This window comes from Actinoplanes sp. NPDC051388 (assembly GCF_055586225.1).
Genome location: NZ_JBVJIP010000005.1, coordinates 208688 through 223130, shown reverse-complemented (window position 1 = coordinate 223130; position 14443 = coordinate 208688). Strand labels below are relative to the sequence as shown.

At 73.7% G+C, this 14443-nt stretch carries 13 protein-coding genes; 7 read left to right on the top strand and 6 right to left on the bottom strand.

The window, feature by feature from the left end; translation table 11 throughout:
- Positions 1-17 precede the first annotated feature (17 nt).
- On the top strand, positions 18-1685 hold the full coding sequence (locus ACZ6TI_RS15285; protein WP_465345658.1) for a CBM96 family carbohydrate-binding protein: 1668 nt from the start codon (positions 18-20) through the stop codon (positions 1683-1685).
- A 64-nt stretch (positions 1686-1749) separates the two neighbouring features.
- Here the strand turns inward: ACZ6TI_RS15285 and ACZ6TI_RS15280 are convergent, their stop codons facing one another.
- Complete coding sequence (locus tag ACZ6TI_RS15280) at positions 1750-2301, bottom strand: TetR/AcrR family transcriptional regulator (RefSeq protein WP_465345657.1); 552 nt, start codon at positions 2299-2301, stop codon at positions 1750-1752.
- A gap of 103 nt (positions 2302-2404) precedes the next feature.
- Here ACZ6TI_RS15280 and ACZ6TI_RS15275 point away from each other — a divergent pair, with 103 nt between their 5' ends.
- From ACZ6TI_RS15275 to ACZ6TI_RS15265, 3 genes are all read left to right on the top strand, one after another.
- Positions 2405-3340 carry an SDR family NAD(P)-dependent oxidoreductase gene (locus ACZ6TI_RS15275; RefSeq protein WP_465345656.1) on the top strand — a complete coding sequence of 312 codons (936 nt, stop codon included), beginning with the start codon at positions 2405-2407 and terminating at the stop codon, positions 3338-3340.
- A gap of 350 nt (positions 3341-3690) precedes the next feature.
- Positions 3691-5316, top strand: coding sequence for a glucose-6-phosphate isomerase (pgi, locus tag ACZ6TI_RS15270; RefSeq protein WP_465345655.1), 1626 nt, complete (start codon positions 3691-3693; stop codon positions 5314-5316).
- Positions 5303-6376 carry a winged helix DNA-binding domain-containing protein gene (locus ACZ6TI_RS15265; RefSeq protein ID WP_465345654.1) on the top strand — a complete coding sequence of 358 codons (1074 nt, stop codon included), beginning with the start codon at positions 5303-5305 and terminating at the stop codon, positions 6374-6376. The genes pgi and ACZ6TI_RS15265 overlap by 14 nt, the downstream gene beginning before the upstream one ends.
- Here ACZ6TI_RS15265 and ACZ6TI_RS15260 read toward each other — a convergent pair.
- Both ACZ6TI_RS15260 and ACZ6TI_RS15255 read right to left on the bottom strand, forming a co-directional pair.
- Entirely contained in the window at positions 6343-7047 is a 705-nt protein-coding gene (locus ACZ6TI_RS15260; protein WP_465345653.1) for a response regulator, read from the bottom strand. The two genes, ACZ6TI_RS15265 and ACZ6TI_RS15260, sit on opposite strands and share 34 nt — an antisense overlap.
- Positions 7044-8180, bottom strand: a complete 1137-nt coding sequence (locus ACZ6TI_RS15255) for a sensor histidine kinase (RefSeq protein ID WP_465345652.1) — start codon at positions 8178-8180, stop codon at positions 7044-7046. The genes ACZ6TI_RS15260 and ACZ6TI_RS15255 overlap by 4 nt, the downstream gene beginning before the upstream one ends.
- Positions 8181-8336: 156 nt before the next feature.
- Between ACZ6TI_RS15255 and ACZ6TI_RS15250 the strand changes: the two genes are divergently transcribed.
- From ACZ6TI_RS15250 to ACZ6TI_RS15240, 3 genes are read left to right on the top strand one after another with little or no spacing between them, the layout of a single operon-like run.
- Positions 8337-9062, top strand: coding sequence for an ABC transporter ATP-binding protein (locus tag ACZ6TI_RS15250; protein ID WP_465345651.1), 726 nt, complete (start codon positions 8337-8339; stop codon positions 9060-9062).
- Positions 9056-11263: an ABC transporter permease gene (locus ACZ6TI_RS15245; protein ID WP_465345650.1), complete on the top strand. Its 2208-nt coding sequence runs from the start codon at positions 9056-9058 to the stop codon at positions 11261-11263. Before ACZ6TI_RS15250 ends, ACZ6TI_RS15245 begins: the two co-directional genes overlap by 7 nt.
- A gap of 59 nt (positions 11264-11322) precedes the next feature.
- Entirely contained in the window at positions 11323-12240 is a 918-nt protein-coding gene (locus tag ACZ6TI_RS15240) for a hypothetical protein (RefSeq protein ID WP_465345649.1), read from the top strand.
- Here ACZ6TI_RS15240 and ACZ6TI_RS15235 read toward each other — a convergent pair.
- The 3 genes from ACZ6TI_RS15235 to ACZ6TI_RS15225 all read right to left on the bottom strand — a co-directional run bounded on the left by ACZ6TI_RS15235 (position 12185) and on the right by ACZ6TI_RS15225 (position 14302).
- Positions 12185-13414 (bottom strand): RNA polymerase sigma factor, encoded by a 1230-nt coding sequence (locus ACZ6TI_RS15235; RefSeq protein ID WP_465345648.1) that lies wholly within the window; start codon positions 13412-13414, stop codon positions 12185-12187. The genes ACZ6TI_RS15240 and ACZ6TI_RS15235 overlap by 56 nt on opposite strands.
- Entirely contained in the window at positions 13414-13752 is a 339-nt protein-coding gene (locus ACZ6TI_RS15230; protein ID WP_465345647.1) for a YciI family protein, read from the bottom strand. Before ACZ6TI_RS15230 ends, ACZ6TI_RS15235 begins: the two co-directional genes overlap by 1 nt.
- A gap of 64 nt (positions 13753-13816) precedes the next feature.
- On the bottom strand, positions 13817-14302 hold the full coding sequence (locus tag ACZ6TI_RS15225) for a hypothetical protein (RefSeq protein ID WP_465345646.1): 486 nt from the start codon (positions 14300-14302) through the stop codon (positions 13817-13819).
- Positions 14303-14443: the final 141 nt, after the last annotated feature.

Below are 14443 nucleotides of genomic sequence, written 5' to 3'. Positions count from 1 at the left end.
GATCCAGAATCGTGCGCTTGCAGCTTCGAAAGTCCGTGTCCGTCCTGGCGGCCGTCGTGGCCGGTGCCGGATCCGTGGTCAGCGCGCCGGTGGGGGCCGGCGCCGCGGTGACCACGGACCTCACCGTCAAGGCGAGCGATGACACCTACACGTCGAGCAGCCGCAAGGACGCCACGTTCGGCGCCGAGGACAAGCTGGTGATCGGCCGTCTGGGCGCCGACGTGAAGACTTCGTTCCTGAAGTTCGTGGTGCCGGCCGGCGCCTCGGTGACCGGCGCCCGCCTCAAGCTGACCACGGTCGGCGACGTGACCGGCAAGGTCAGCGTGCAGCGGGTGCTGAGCAACGCCTGGACCGAGGGCAAGCTGAGCTCGGCGATCGCGCCGGCGCTGGGCCTGACCGTCGCGTCGGCCGCGCCGAAGTCCACCGACGCCGCGGTGTCGTTCGACCTGGGCGCCGAGATCACCGGCCCGGGCACGTACTCGTTCGCGGTGAAGTCGTCCGGTAACGCCTCGCGTTTCCGCTCGTCGGAGGCAAAGTCAGGCGCGCCGGTCCTGACCGTGACGACCGCCGTGGCCGAGCAGCCGACGCAGCCGCCGGTCGAGGTGCCGACCCAGGAGCCGACCCAGGAGCCGACCCAGACGCCGACGCAGCAGCCCACCCAGGAGCCGACGCAGGAGCCGACGCAGGAGCCGACGGTCGAGCCGACCCCGGAGCCCACGATCCCGCCGACCAAGCCCGGCAAGGACTGCGTCACCGACGCCAAGCTCGTCCCGTCCTGCGGCGTCCTCTGGGGCGGCGCGGCCGGCGGATTCACCAGCGCCCCGCGGGATGAGGCGCTGAAGGACTGGGAGAAGACCAGCGGCCGCACGGCCACCATCTTCCACACGTACCACAAGGGTGACGAGCCGTTCCCGACCAAGGCCGAGATGGCCATGACGCGCGATGCGGCGAAGCCGCGCGTGCTGCTGCTGAACTGGAAGATCGCCTACGGCTCGACCTGGGCCAAGGTCGCCAAGGGCGAGCAGGACAAGCGCATCGACGCGTTCGCGGCGCGGGTCAAGTCCTCGTACCCGGAGAAGTTCTTCCTGGCTCTGAACCACGAGCCGGAGAACGACGTGATCGCCAAGGCCGGCTCCGGCTGGGAGGCCAAGGACTTCGCGGCGATGTACCGGCACACCATCCTGCGCCTGCGCGCCAAGGGCGTGACCAACGCGATCAACGTGATGGCCTACATGGGCAACGAGAAGTGGATGTCGCAGTCCTGGTGGAAGGACATCTACCCGGGCGACGACGTGGTGGACTGGATGGGCCTGGACTCCTACGTGAGCGCCGAGAAGGGCTACTACCACCACGGCCTGTTCGCCGACCTGCTGGACCGCAAGGGCAACACCGGCCCGGGCTTCTACGAGTGGGCGACCACCAAGCACGCCTCGAAGCCGCTGATGATCGCCGAGTGGGGCGCCTACCACCGGATCGGCAAGCCGGCCGACAAGGCCCCGGCCTACAACAGCGTCCGCCCGGAGCTCGGCAAGCGCTCGCAGATCAAGGCGATCGTGCACTTCGACACCGAGCACGACGACGAGGGCGACCGCGACATCAGCATCACCAGCACCAAGACCGGCCTGGCCGCGTTCAAGAAGCTGGCCGCGGACCCGATCTTCAACGTGAGCCTCAAGCTCAAGTAGAGGGTTACTCATTGCTCACGAACCGCCCGGCGGGCCTGCCGGGCGGTTCGTGCTGTTCTGTGGGTTACCGGGAGCGCAGCCCGTCCATCAGCAGGTCGAGCAGCCGGCCGGCCTGGCCCGGTCGCGCCGCGAGGGTCACGCCACTGAGGCTGACCAGGGCGTCCTCCGGGAGCACGTCGCCGCGGATGGTGCCGGCCGCCGCCCCCGCCGTGAGCAGCGCGGTCATCGTGTCGAGCAACCGCTCGCGGCTGTGCGCATAGGGGTTGCCGCCGGACGCGATCAGCGCCCGCAGCGCGTCCGCCATGCCGTGCTTGGTGCTCAGGTAGTCGACGAAACGGTCCATCCACGCCCGCAGGGCGACAGCGGGCGGCGCCTCGGCCAGCAGTTCCGCGGCCGACGAGCACAACCGATCAAGTTCATTCCGGTACGCGGCCTCGACCAGCTCGCCCCGGGTGGGGAAGTGGCGATAGAGCGTGCCGATGCCGACCCCCGCCTCCTTGGCGATGCCCTCCAGCGACGCCTCGGCCCCGTCCCGCGCGAAGGCCGCCACGGCCACCTCGAGCAGCCGGTCACGGTTGCGCCGCGCATCCGCGCGCAGCGGCCGGGCCTCGGTCATCCGGAGTCTCCTCGCTCACATCGGTGGAAACCGGAGGCTCCTCCGATTAAGCTCGGTGGTGTAGCGGAGGACCCTCCGGTTCAAATCGTAGATGGGATCAACCATGTCCCGCATCACGACGCCGTTCGGCGCCACCTCCACCGCCGCCGAGGTCATCGGCGGCATCGACCTCACCGGCAAGCGCGCGGTCGTCACCGGCGGCGCGTCCGGCATCGGCATCGAGACCGCCCGCGCCCTGGCCGGCGCCGGCGCCGAGGTCACCCTCGCGGTCCGCGACACCGCCGCGGGCGAGCGAGTGGCCGACGACATCACCGCCACCACCGGCAACAAGAGCGTCTTCGTGGCCCCGATCGAGCTGGCCGACGCCGGCGCGATCGCCGCCTTCGCGCGGGACTGGGAGGGCCCGCTGCACATCCTGGTCGGCAACGCCGGGGTGATGGCCGCGCCGCTGACCCGCACCCGGGAGGGCTGGGAGCTGCAGTTCGCCACCAACCACCTGGGTCACTTCCGGCTGGCCACCGGCCTGCACGGCGCCCTGGCCGCGGCCGGCGGCGCCCGGGTCGTGTCGGTCAGCTCGGCCGCCCACCTGCGCTCGCCGGTCGTCTTCGACGACATCATGTTCCAGCAGCGGGAGTACGAGCCCTGGTCGGCATACGGCCAGTCGAAGACGGCGAACGTGCTGTTCGCGGTCGAAGCGTCCCGCCGCTGGGCGAACGAGGGCATCCGGGTCAACGCGCTGCACCCGGGCGGCATCCGGACCAACCTGCAGCGGCACGTCACCGAGGAGGACCTCAACCGGCTGCGGGCGGCCGCCGGTGGCAGCGCGGCGCCGAACTGGAAGACCACCGGGCAAGGCGCCGCCACATCCGTGCTACTGGCGGCGTCGCCGCTGGTCGACGGCGTGGGCGGCCGCTATTTCGAGGACTGCAACGAGGCGGTGCCGCACGTCGAGGGCACTCGGACGGGCGTCGCGGCGTACGCGCTCGACCCGGAGGCCGCGCAACGCCTGTGGCGCGAGTCGCTCAGGCTGGTGGCATAGCAGGGCTCCGGACCCGATTCCTCAAGTGACCCGCGCTCACCGGCGCCGGTGGCGAGATCTGCACCCGCGACCTCTCCAACATCGCCACCGTCGCCATGGCCGCCATCGCCGATCTTGGCGTTGGGCATCAAGCTGAAGATGATCATGCGGCGCTTCCGGTGGCCGATCCGGCCCCGGGTCCGGGGGCGTGGTGGCCGCCTCGGCCGGCGTCGGTCCGGTGTTGTGGTTGGGGCCACGGCGCGCGTATCCGGGTGGGCTTCCGACCTGAGGGGGTTCTGACGGCGGGCGGCTGGGATTCGTGCCACGATGGGCTCGAGAGTCCGGGTTCGAACGCGGGAGTGGCGAGCAGAATGACCGATCACGTTTCCGACAGCGCCGAGTGGCAGGCCGTGCAGGGGCACGCGGAGAAGTTCTCCGGGGTGCATCTGCGAGACCTGTTCGACAGCGACCCGAGGCGCGGGGAGCGGCTCACCGCCGAGGTCGCCGACCTTTATGTGGACTACAGCAAGAACCTGATCACCGATGAGGCGCTGAGCGCTCTCGTCGCCCTCGCCGAGCGTGCGCACCTGCGGGAACGCACCGCGGCCATGTTCGCCGGCGAGCACATCAACGTGACCGAGGACCGCGCCGTGCTGCACACCGCGCTGCGCCTGCCGCGCGACGCCGCGCTGGTGGTCGACGGGCAGGACGTGGTCGCCGACGTGCACGAGGTGCTCGACCGGATGGCCGCGTTCAGCGACAAGGTGCGCTCCGGCGAGTGGGTCGGCGCCACCGGGCAGCGCATCCGCACCGTGGTCAACATCGGCATCGGCGGGTCCGACCTCGGGCCGGTGATGGCCTATGAGGCGTTGAAGGCCTACAAGCACGACGAGATCGAGTGCCGCTTCGTGTCGAACATCGACCCGACCGACCTCTGGTCCAAGACCCACGACCTCGACCCGGCGACGACGCTGTTCATCATCGTGTCGAAGACGTTCACCACGCAGGAGACGCTGACCAACGCCACCGAGGCACGCAACTGGCTGCTGGCGGCGCTGCGGGACGACACCGCCGTGGCGAAGCACTTCGTCGCGGTCAGCACCAACGCGGAGAAGGTGTCCGCGTTCGGCATCGACACCGCGAACATGTTCGGCTTCTGGGACTGGGTGGGCGGCCGTTACTCGGTGCCGTCCGCGGTCGGCCTGTCGGTGATGATCGCGATCGGCCCGGACCACTTCCGCGAGATGCTGGCCGGCTTCCACGCCGTCGACGAGCACTTCCGGACCCAGCCGATCGAGCGCAACGTGCCGGCCCTGCTCGGCCTGCTGAACGTCTGGTACGACACGTTCCTCGGCGCCCAGTCGCACGCCGTGCTGCCCTACTCGCAATACCTGCACCGGTTCGCCGCCTATCTCCAGCAGCTCACCATGGAGAGCAACGGCAAGTCGACCCGGCTGGACGGCACCCCGGTCGACTTCCAGACCGGCGAGGTCTTCTGGGGCGAGCCCGGCACCAACGGGCAGCACGCCTTCTACCAGCTCATCCACCAGGGCACGAAGATGATCCCGGCGGACTTCATCGGCTTCAACCAGCCCAACCACGACATCGGCGGCATGCACGACCTGTTCATGTCCAACTTCTTCGCGCAGACCGGCGCGCTGGCCTTCGGGCGCACGCTGGAGCAGGTCGAGGCCGAGGGCACCGACCCGGCGATCGCGCCGCACCGAGTGATGCAGGGCAACCACCCGACCACCACGATCGTCGCCGACAAGCTCACGCCGGCCACGCTGGGCCAGCTCATCGCCCTCTACGAGCACATCACCTTCACCCAGGGCACGGTGTGGGAGATCAACTCGTTCGACCAGTGGGGTGTCGAGCTCGGCAAGAAGATGGCCAACCAGCTCGCGCCGAAGCTCACCGAGGCGGCCGACGCCGACGACGACTCCTCCACGAACACCTTGATCGCGCGGTACCGTGCCGCTCGTGGCCGTCTCTGACCCGCTCGCGGCAAGACTCACGAGCCTGCTGCTCAGGAACCACTCCGGTGACTCGGTCGCCGGGGTGGTTCGCTGGTTCGGGGCGATGCAGGCGCAGGACATGGCCAGCGGCCTCTGGTCGCTCGGCGTCCGCCTGCCCGCGCTGGACGTGGCCGCGGTGACCGCCGCCCTGGAGCGCCGCGAGGCGATCCGCACCTGGCCGATGCGCGGCACGGTGCATCTGGTGCCGCCCGAGGACGCCCGCTGGATGCTCGACCTGATGGGGGTTCGCGCGCTGGCCGGCGCCGCCCAGCGCCGCGAGATCATCGGCCTCTCCGAGCAGGCGGCCGAGCGCGGCGTCGAGACGCTCGCCCTCGCCCTGAAGGGCGGCGGCCGCCTGACGCGGGCCGAGTGCCTGGCCACGCTCACCGAGGCGGGCATCGACGTGAGCGGTCAGCAGGGTTACCACATGCTCTGGTACGCGAGCCAGCGCGGCGTGACGGCCATCGCCCCGCACGTCGGCAAGGAGCAGACCTTCGTGCTCCTGGACGAGTGGGCCCCCGAACCGAACACCCCGACGCGCGAGGAGGCGCTGGGCATCATCGCGCTGCGCTACTTCCGCTCGCACGGCCCGGCCACGGTCGCCGACCTGCAACGCTGGACCGGCCTGACCATCCGCGACTGCCGCGCCGGGGTGGCCGCCGCGGGCGACGCCCTGACCACGGTGGACGGCTCGGTGCTCGACCCGGCACTGCTCGACGCCGACCTGCCGGACCTGGACGACTGGGTCGCGCTGCCCGGCTTCGACGAATACATGCTGGGCTACAAGGACCGCTCGCTGATGCTCGACCCTTCCCAGTTCCAGGCGGTGGTGCCCGGGAACAACGGCGTCTTCCAGGCGACCATCGTCCGGGCCGGCCGGGTGGTGGCGATCTGGAAACGCACGCTGACCAAGAAGGCCGCGGTGGTCAACGTGACCCCGCTGACCACCGTCAAGGTGGCCGACCGCAGACACGTGGCCGGGGCCCTGCAGCCGTTCGCCGACTTCTACGGCCTGCCGCTCGACCTGCGCTGGCCCTGATCCCGCGAGGCGGTGACCAGTCCGGTCTCGTAGGCGACGATCACCAGCTGGGCCCGGTCCCGGGCGTGCAGCTTGGCCAGCAGACGGCCGACGTGGGTCTTCACCGTGGCCACGCTGACGCTGAGGTGGGCGGCCATCTCCGTGTTCGACAGGCCGGTGGCGATCAGGGTCAGCACCTCGCGCTCGCGGTCGGTCACCTGGTGCAGGCCGGTCGCCGGGCGGCTGGCCGGCTCGGGGCGGGCGGCGTAGTGGGCGATCAGGCGGCGGGTGACCGCCGGGGCCAGCAGGGCGTCGCCGCCGGCCACCACGTGCACGGCGGTCACCAGGTCGGCGGGCGCCACGTCCTTGAGCAGGAAGCCGCTGGCGCCGGCGCGGAGGGCGGCGAACACGTACTCGTCGAAGTCGAACGTGGTCAGGATGAGAACGCGGGTGTCCGGGGTCGCCGGGTCGCCGCAGATCTGCCGGGTCGCCTCGATCCCGTCGAGATCGGGCATCCGGATGTCCATCAGCACCACGTCCGGCCGCTCGCTTCGGGCCAGGGCGACCGCCTCGGCGCCGGTGCCCGCCTCGCCGACCGCGACCAGGCCGGGCGTGAGGTCGACGAGCAGCCGGAAACTGGCCCGCAGGAGGGTCTGGTCGTCCGCGATCAGCACCCGGACGTCGCCGCTCATCGGCCCGCCCCGTACGGCAGGGTGGCCACCACCGTGAAGCCCCCACCGGGCTGCGGCCCGGCACTCAGGTCGCCGCCGTGCGCGGCCGCCCGCTCGCGCATCCCGGCGAGACCGGAGCCGGCGGCGGCCGGTGGCGGCCGCCGGGTGCCGTCGTCCGTCACCTCGATCCGCAACCGGCCGTCGCCGCCCAGGACGTCCACCGTGCAGACCGCCGGCGCCGCGTGCTTCACCACGTTTGTCAGGGACTCCTGCACGATCCGGTATGCGGCCAGCACCACCCCGTCCGGCGCGTCGTCACCACCGCGCACGTCGAGCCGCACCGTCACGCCGCCGGACCCGGCCTGATCCGCGAGCCGGGCCAGATCGGCCAGCGTCCGCGGCGCCGCGAAGTCCGCCTCGGTGCGCAACGCGCCCACCGACCGCCGCAGCTCGGCGAGTGCCTCCTTGCTGGTCGCCTCGATCACCTCGAGGGCGGCGACGGCCTCCTCCGGCCGCTGCCCGGCGACGTGGTTGGCGACTGCCGCGCGCACCGCGATCAGGCTCAGGCTGTGCCCGACGATGTCATGCATCTCCCGCGCGATCCGCAGCCGCTCCTCGGCGACCGCCCGCGCGGTGGTCTGGGTGGCGGTCAGCTCGGCGTGCCGGCGGCGCTCGCGCAGCGCCCAGCCGATCGCCCAGCTCGCTCCGCAGACCAGCGTGGCCAGCGCCGCGGCGGCCGGGCCGGGTCCACCGGCGGAGGCATCCCCGGTCGCCGCGCCGGCGAGCAGCAGACCGGTCACGGCCACCGCGGCCGTCGTCCCGGTGCGCCCCGGGACGCGCAGGCCGAGGGAGTACATGATCGCGCCGGCGGCGACCAGCGGGCCGGCCGAGGCGTAGTCCGGGACGATGCCGGTGGCCAGCACCAGACCGGCCGCCGCGCCCACGGTCGACGCGCTGAGCACCGGCCACCGGCGGCGGGTCAGCATCGGCGCGCCGAGGGCCACCGCGGCGAGCGCGGTGACCCAGGCCGGTTCCCGCAGGCCGGCGGCCGGTGGCAGCGGCGACTCGGCGGCCGCGTACAGCCCGAACAGGCCGGCCACGACGGCGAGCAGGAGGTCCAGCGCCGATCGCACCAGCTTGGCCGGGAGGGTCACGCGACCGAGGGTAGTCAGCGTTGCCCGCCGGCGCGTCCACCCGCGGGCGGTCAGACCTGAGGATGACCCGCCGCCGGCCGGCCCGCCCGGGGACGGACGCCGGAATCCAGCCCCGGGCCGGACGCCTTCGCCGCCGCGCACCGCGATCGTGATGCCATGACTGTCGTCCTGCACGAGCTGCACAAGCGCTATCCCGCCGCGGCGGGGGAGGTGACCGCCCTCGATGGGGTGAGCGCCGCCTTCGCCGAGGGCACCTGCACCGCGATCATGGGCCCGTCCGGCTCCGGCAAGTCCACCCTGCTGCACTGCGCCGCGGGCCTGGAACCGCCCACGGCGGGCACGGTCACGATCGGCGGGACCGTGCTCGGCGACCTCGGCGGCAACGCGCTCACCCGGTTGCGCCGGGACCGGATCGGTTTCGTGTTCCAGGACTTCAACCTGGTGTCGTCGCTGACCGCGGCGCAGAACGTGGCCCTGCCGCTGCGCCTGGCCGGCCGCCGGGCCCGGCCGGCCGAGGTGCGGGCCGCGCTCGCCGAGGTCGGCCTGGAGGATCGGGCCGGGCATCGGCCGCGCGAGCTCTCCGGCGGCCAGCAGCAGCGGGTGGCGATCGCCCGGGCGTTGTTCACCCGGCCGGCCGTGGTCTTCGCCGACGAACCGACCGGTGCGCTCGACCACCGCACCTCGCGCCAGGTGCTCGCGCTGCTGCGAAACCTGGTCGACGAGCACGGCCGGACCGTGGTGCTGGTCACCCACGACCCGGTCGCCGCGGCCGTCGCCGACCGGGTCCTGCTGCTGGTCGACGGGCGGATCACCGACGAGCTGACCGGCGTGGACGCGGCCGCCGTGGCCGACCGGCTGACCTCGCTGGAGGCGGCATGCTGACCCGCGACCGCCTCGGCACGTTCCTGGCGGTGCTGCTCGGCACCGCCGTCGTCACCACGTTCCTGCTGCTGCTCACCTCCGGGCAGCCGCGCGTGCCGGACCGCCTGGACGACTATGCCGTGCTGGTGCAGAGCCCGGCGGCGGCGAACCGGCCGGACGAGTTCGCCGAGCCGCGGCCGTGGTCCGACACCGAGGCGCGGTCCCTGGCGGACCGGCTGCGGCCCGTCCCGGGCGTCGGCACCGTGGTCGTGGACCGCACGTTCTATGCCCAGCCGCTGCGCGACGGACGCCCGGTGCCGGGCAGCGTCACCGGTCACGAGTGGCTCGGCGCGGACCCGCCCGGTCCCGGTGAGGTGATCGCCGGCCGCTCGCTCGGGGTGCCGGTCGGCGGGACGCTCACCCTGCTGACCGCGGCCGGGCCGGGGGAGTGGCGGGTCAGCGGGCACACCGGCCTGCGCGGGGTGCATCTGTCCACCGCGGACGCCGCGCGGCTGGCCCCCGGCGTACGGGTCATCGGCCTCTCCGGAAACCCGGACCCGGCAGCGGTGCGCGCCGTGATCGGCTCCGCCGGAACCGTCCTGACCGGCGCCGACCGTGGCCGGGCCGAGCCGCGCGCCGACGCCCGGACCCGGTGGATCGGCATGCAGATGCTCACCGCGACGACCGCCCTGGCCGGCTTCGCCTGCGTGTTCCTGGTCGCCTCCACGTCGGCCTATGCGGTGAACCAGCGGCGCCGCGAGATCGGCCTGCTGCGGGCCGTCGGCGCGACCCCGCGACAGGTCCGCGGGATGCTCTACCGGTCGGCGGCGCTGCTGGGCTCGGCCGCCGCGCTGGCCGGGGTGGTGCTGGGCGGCCTCGTCGCGATCCCGATCGCCCGCCTGCTGGTCGGCGCCCGGGTCGAACCGGCCGGTTTCGCGGTGCGCTGGCAGCCCTGGGTGCTCGCCGTCGCGCTGGCCGCCGGGCCGCTGATCGCGCTGGCCGGTTCGGCCGCGGCGGCGCGACGGGCGGCCCGGATCAGCCCGATGGAGGCGCTGCGGGTCGCCGAGGTGGAGCCGCGCGCGATGAGCCGGGCCCGGTGGATCGCCGGGTCAGTGGCGGCGACCGGCGCGGCCGGTGCGGGCGTCGCCGCCGCGACCTCCGGCGACCTGCGGGACCTCGGTTCCTATGCGCTGCTCGGGGCGATGGCGCTGATCGCCGCGACCGCCCTGCTCGCGCCCGCGGTGGTGCCGGTCCTGGTCCGGCTGCTGCTGGGGCCGCTGACCGGGATCGTTGCCACCCTCGCCCGGGAGAGCGCCCGCACCGCCGCCCGCCGGACCGCCGCCACCGCCGCGCCGGTGCTGTTCACCGTGGCCTTCGCGGTCTTCGTCACCGGCACCGCGCAGACCTCGGCCGCCGCCTTCGCGGCCCGCCGTTCGCAGACCGTCCCGGCGGGCGCGGTGCTGGTGCCGGACGGGACTCCCGGCCTGCACGACGGGGCCGCGGGCCGGGCGCCGCTGGACACGACCGTCTACCTGGGAGCGAGCGCGGTTCAGGCGATCGGGGCGGACCGGGTCGCCGCCGGCACCGCCCTGGCCCCGCCGGGCAACGGTCCGGCCGTCACGGTGACCTTCGCCGACGGCCTGCCCGAGACGTTTCGGGTGACCGGCAGCCCGCCGCCCGGCCCGTTCCCGGCTGACCTGGTGCTGGCCCGGGACACCGTGCGCCGGCACGACCCGTCGGCCCTCGCCCCGGCGGCGCCACCCGGCCCGGCCGTGGACGGAGCCCGGTTGGCCGACCGTGCCGAACTGGCCCGGCAGGCGGACGCCGAGGACGACCGGCTGGTCGCGTTGTTGACGCTGCTGCTGCTCGCCGTCTCGGCCGGGGCGGGCGCCCTCGCCGTCGCCAACACGCTGCTCATGACCGCTCGGCGGCGCGGACCCGACTACCGGGTGCTGCGGCTGGCCGGCGCGTCCGGCCGGCAGGTGCTCGGCGCGGTGGCGTTGGAGTCCGCGCTGGTCGTGGCGATCGGCGCACTGCTCGGCGGCACGGCGGGGGTGCTCGCGGTGGCCGGTTCGGCGCGCTCCCTGGGTGCGCAGATCGGCGTCCACGTGCCCGTCCTGGTGTCGTGGCCGGCCGTCGCCGCCGCGGTGGCGGCATGCCTGCTGCTGGCGGTGGCGGCGGCCACCCTCCCGGCCTATCGCGTGGTCAGATCCCGGCCATAACCGGACGATCCACCGTGGACGGAACCGGACCCGTTTACCCTGGGCTCCGGGAGGGCGGTGTGACGCATCGGGATGAGGTGATCCGCCGGCTGCGGTTCGGCGACCGCGACGACGAGGCGCTGCGTCACGCCCTGATCTGGGCGGGTCCCGGCTTCCCAGCGGCGGTCTGGGCGACCATGGCGTCGTTCCTGCTGCCGGACGGGGTGACCCTCGGCGCCGCGGACGCCAACGCCTTCGCGCTGACGAATCCGCACCTGGTGCGCGGCGCCGGCGGAGGCTGGGCCCGCGCCGGATCCGGGCCGGACGACCCGGTGGCGCCGGCCGCGCTGGAGACCCCGTCGGTCGCGCGCGTCCTGGCCGGCGTGCCGGGCCCGGTCCGGCTGGAGGACCGGATCGCGGTCGCCCTCGTCGCCCAGTACGCCGCGGCCGTCGACGAGCAGGACCGGCTCGTCCGCGACCACCTCCACCAGCGCCTGCCCGCCTGGTGCGCCGATTGCGGCGGCGCCGGTCTGGAAGCCCTGCGTGCCCTGCCGCCCGGCCCCGACACCGACCTGCTGATCGGCCGGACGCTGCTGAAACGGGCCGAGCGGGAGGTCGCGCCGCGGGCCCACGCGATGCGCGGCGAGGCGGTCGAACGACTCATCGCCGCCGGCCAGACGCTGGAGACGGCCCGGGCCCTGGGTGTGTTGGGCGTGGGGCTGCGGGCGGCGGGCGACAGCGAGGCGGCGCTGCGAGCGCTGGAGCAGGCCGTGGTGGTCTTCGGGCGGCTGCAGGTCAGCCGAGACGTCCTCGACCGCTACGTCGCGCCCGTCCTGCTGGACCTCGGCCTGGCGCACCGCGACGCCGGGCGCCGTGGCGCGGCCCTGCTCGCGACCCGCGACGCCCTGCACCGCTACGAACGGCTCAACGCCCGCGACGGGATCACGTTCGCCCGCCGCAGGCTGCGTCGCCTGCGCTGGCCGAACCCGCTGCGGTGACCTCGGCCAGTCGCCGTTCCAGGTAGGCGCGGTCGGCGTCGGTCGGCGCGTTCGGCAGTGCCTCGCGATAGGCCGCCGCCGCGGCGGCCGGGTCGCCGTCCCGGCGCAGGAAATCGGCGCGGGTCGCGGCCAGCAACGGGTGGTCGGTGATGCCGTCCAGCAGGGCCAGGTCGGGGCCGTCGCGCAGGGACAGCGCGATCGCCCGGTTGAGCCGCACGGTGTCCGACGGCACCACGGCGAGCAGGCGGTCGTAGAGGGCGGCCACCCGCGCCCAGTCGATGCGTTCCTGCACGTGGCAGGCCGCGATCAAGGCCTGCAGCTGATATGGCCCGGGCTGTTCGCGGCGCAGCGCCCGCCGCAGCACCCGGTCGGCCGACCGGATCATCGACCGGTCCCACAGCGAGCGGTCCTGCTCGTCGAGGGGGACCAGCACGCCGTCCGGGGCCCGGGCGGCCGCGCGCGCGTCGAGCAGCAGCAGCAACGCGTGCAGGCCGCCCGCCTCCGGATGGTCCGGCATCAGGTCGGCGGTGAGGGCCGCCAGATGGCGGGCGTGGGCGCGCAGATCGGCGCGGCCGTCCGCGTACCCCTGGTGGAAGAGCAGATAGATGGTGGACAGCACGCCGGTGGTCCGGGAAGGCAGCAGATGCGCCGGTGGAACCCGGTAGGGGATGCCCGCCAGCTTGATCTTCTGCCGGGTGCGGACCAGGCGCTTGGCCATGGTCGGCTCGGACACCAGGAACGTGCGGGCGATCTCCTCCGCGCTCAGCCCGCACAGCGTCCGCAGGGCGAGGGTGACCTGCGACTCCAGCGACAGCGCTGGGTGGCAGCAGGTGTAGAGCAGGCGGAGGCGGTCGTCCTCGATGCCGCTCTCCAGCGCGTCCAGGTCGACGTCGAGATCGGCGACCGGCTCGACGGCGAGGGAACGCAGCTTCTCCGCGCCGACCCTGGCGCGCCGGAGCCGGTCGACTGCCCGGTTGCGGGCCGTGGTGGTGAGCCAGGCCCGCGGGTTGTCCGGCACGCCGTCCCGCCGCCACGCGAGCAGCGCGGCGGCGTACGCCTCCTGGGCCGACTCCTCGGCCAGATCCCAGTCGCCGAGCGCGCCGATCAGGGTGGCCACCACCCGTCCCCAATCGGCGCGGAACGACTCGGCGAGCACCGCCTCGACGTCGGTCATCAGGGGCGCAGCGGGCGGATCTCGACCTGCCCGAAGTAGGTCGCCGGGTGGCCGGCCGCGATCGCGATCGCCTCGTCCAGGTCGGCCACGTCCACCAGGGCCAGCCCGCCGACCTGCTCCCGACCCTCGGCGAACGGCCCGTCGGTGAGCAGCACCTCCTGGTCGCGCACCCGCACGGTGGTGGCGTTCGAGCTCATCTCCAGCCCGGCGTGCAGTTCGAGCACGCCACGCTTCTCCAGGTCGGCCATCCAGGCGTCGAAGTCGGGCAGATCCGTGCGCGTCGCGAAGTTCTCCTCGGCGGTCGCCTCGTCGGCGCTGATCATCAACAGGTATCGCATGGTTCCTCCTTAGCAGGCGTTCTTCTCGTCGAGGGACGAACAACGCCCGCCGCGGAGGACACGTTCAGCCGAGAAGGGCGCCGACGGACCCGACGAAGACGGCGACCACGGTCAGCACGGCGACCACGAAGCCGATGATGCCGAACCCGCGCGCCACGCCGGTCTGCGGCCGGCCACCCCTGGTCAGCCCGGCGACCCAGGCCGCCGAAGCGCCGAACGCGGCCGGCGCGCCGGACCAGAAGAACGGCACCGTCACCAGCGCCAGGGCGCCGAGCACGATGGCGCCGATCCGGGCCCGGGCCGGTTCCCGCACCAGCGGCAGGGCGATCGCCAGCGCGATGATCAGGGCGACGCCGCCGGCGACGGAGATGCTCACGATGCTGTCGATCGGGCCGTCCGTCCGGTTCGGGTCCCGGTCGGTGAACACGATGTCGGCGGCCTGGAGGGCGATGTTCGCGACGGTGGACAGCAGGACCGCGCCGCCGACCAGGATCGGCGCGGACGGGCCGCGGCTGGTGCGGAGCTCGGTCGGGGTGGTGGTGGCGGACATGGTGGGTGCCTCCGTTCAGCGCCCCGGTCGGGTGCCGGGGAGGTGCCTTCACCGTGCGGCCGCCCGCGTCCCGGCCACCAGCACCCCGGTGTCCCGGGCCGTCCCGGCGGATCCCGGCCGGTCCCGCGGGTCTGCCCCGGT

Bases quoted from the DNA above. Each gene is read 5' to 3' on its own strand.
- ACZ6TI_RS15280 (WP_465345657.1), bottom strand. From the start codon at position 2,301: ATGACCGAGGCCCGGCCGCTGCGCGCGGATGCGCGGCGCAACCGTGAC.
- ACZ6TI_RS15275 (WP_465345656.1), top strand. From the start codon at position 2,405: ATGTCCCGCATCACGACGCCGTTCGGCGCCACCTCCACCGCCGCCGAG.
- pgi (WP_465345655.1), top strand. From the start codon at position 3,691: ATGACCGATCACGTTTCCGACAGCGCCGAGTGGCAGGCCGTGCAGGGG.
- ACZ6TI_RS15260 (WP_465345653.1), bottom strand. From the start codon at position 7,047: ATGAGCGGCGACGTCCGGGTGCTGATCGCGGACGACCAGACCCTCCTG.
- ACZ6TI_RS15250 (WP_465345651.1), top strand. From the start codon at position 8,337: ATGACTGTCGTCCTGCACGAGCTGCACAAGCGCTATCCCGCCGCGGCG.
- ACZ6TI_RS15245 (WP_465345650.1), top strand. From the start codon at position 9,056: ATGCTGACCCGCGACCGCCTCGGCACGTTCCTGGCGGTGCTGCTCGGC.
- ACZ6TI_RS15235 (WP_465345648.1), bottom strand. From the start codon at position 13,414: ATGACCGACGTCGAGGCGGTGCTCGCCGAGTCGTTCCGCGCCGATTGG.
- ACZ6TI_RS15230 (WP_465345647.1), bottom strand. From the start codon at position 13,752: ATGCGATACCTGTTGATGATCAGCGCCGACGAGGCGACCGCCGAGGAG.
- ACZ6TI_RS15225 (WP_465345646.1), bottom strand. From the start codon at position 14,302: ATGTCCGCCACCACCACCCCGACCGAGCTCCGCACCAGCCGCGGCCCG.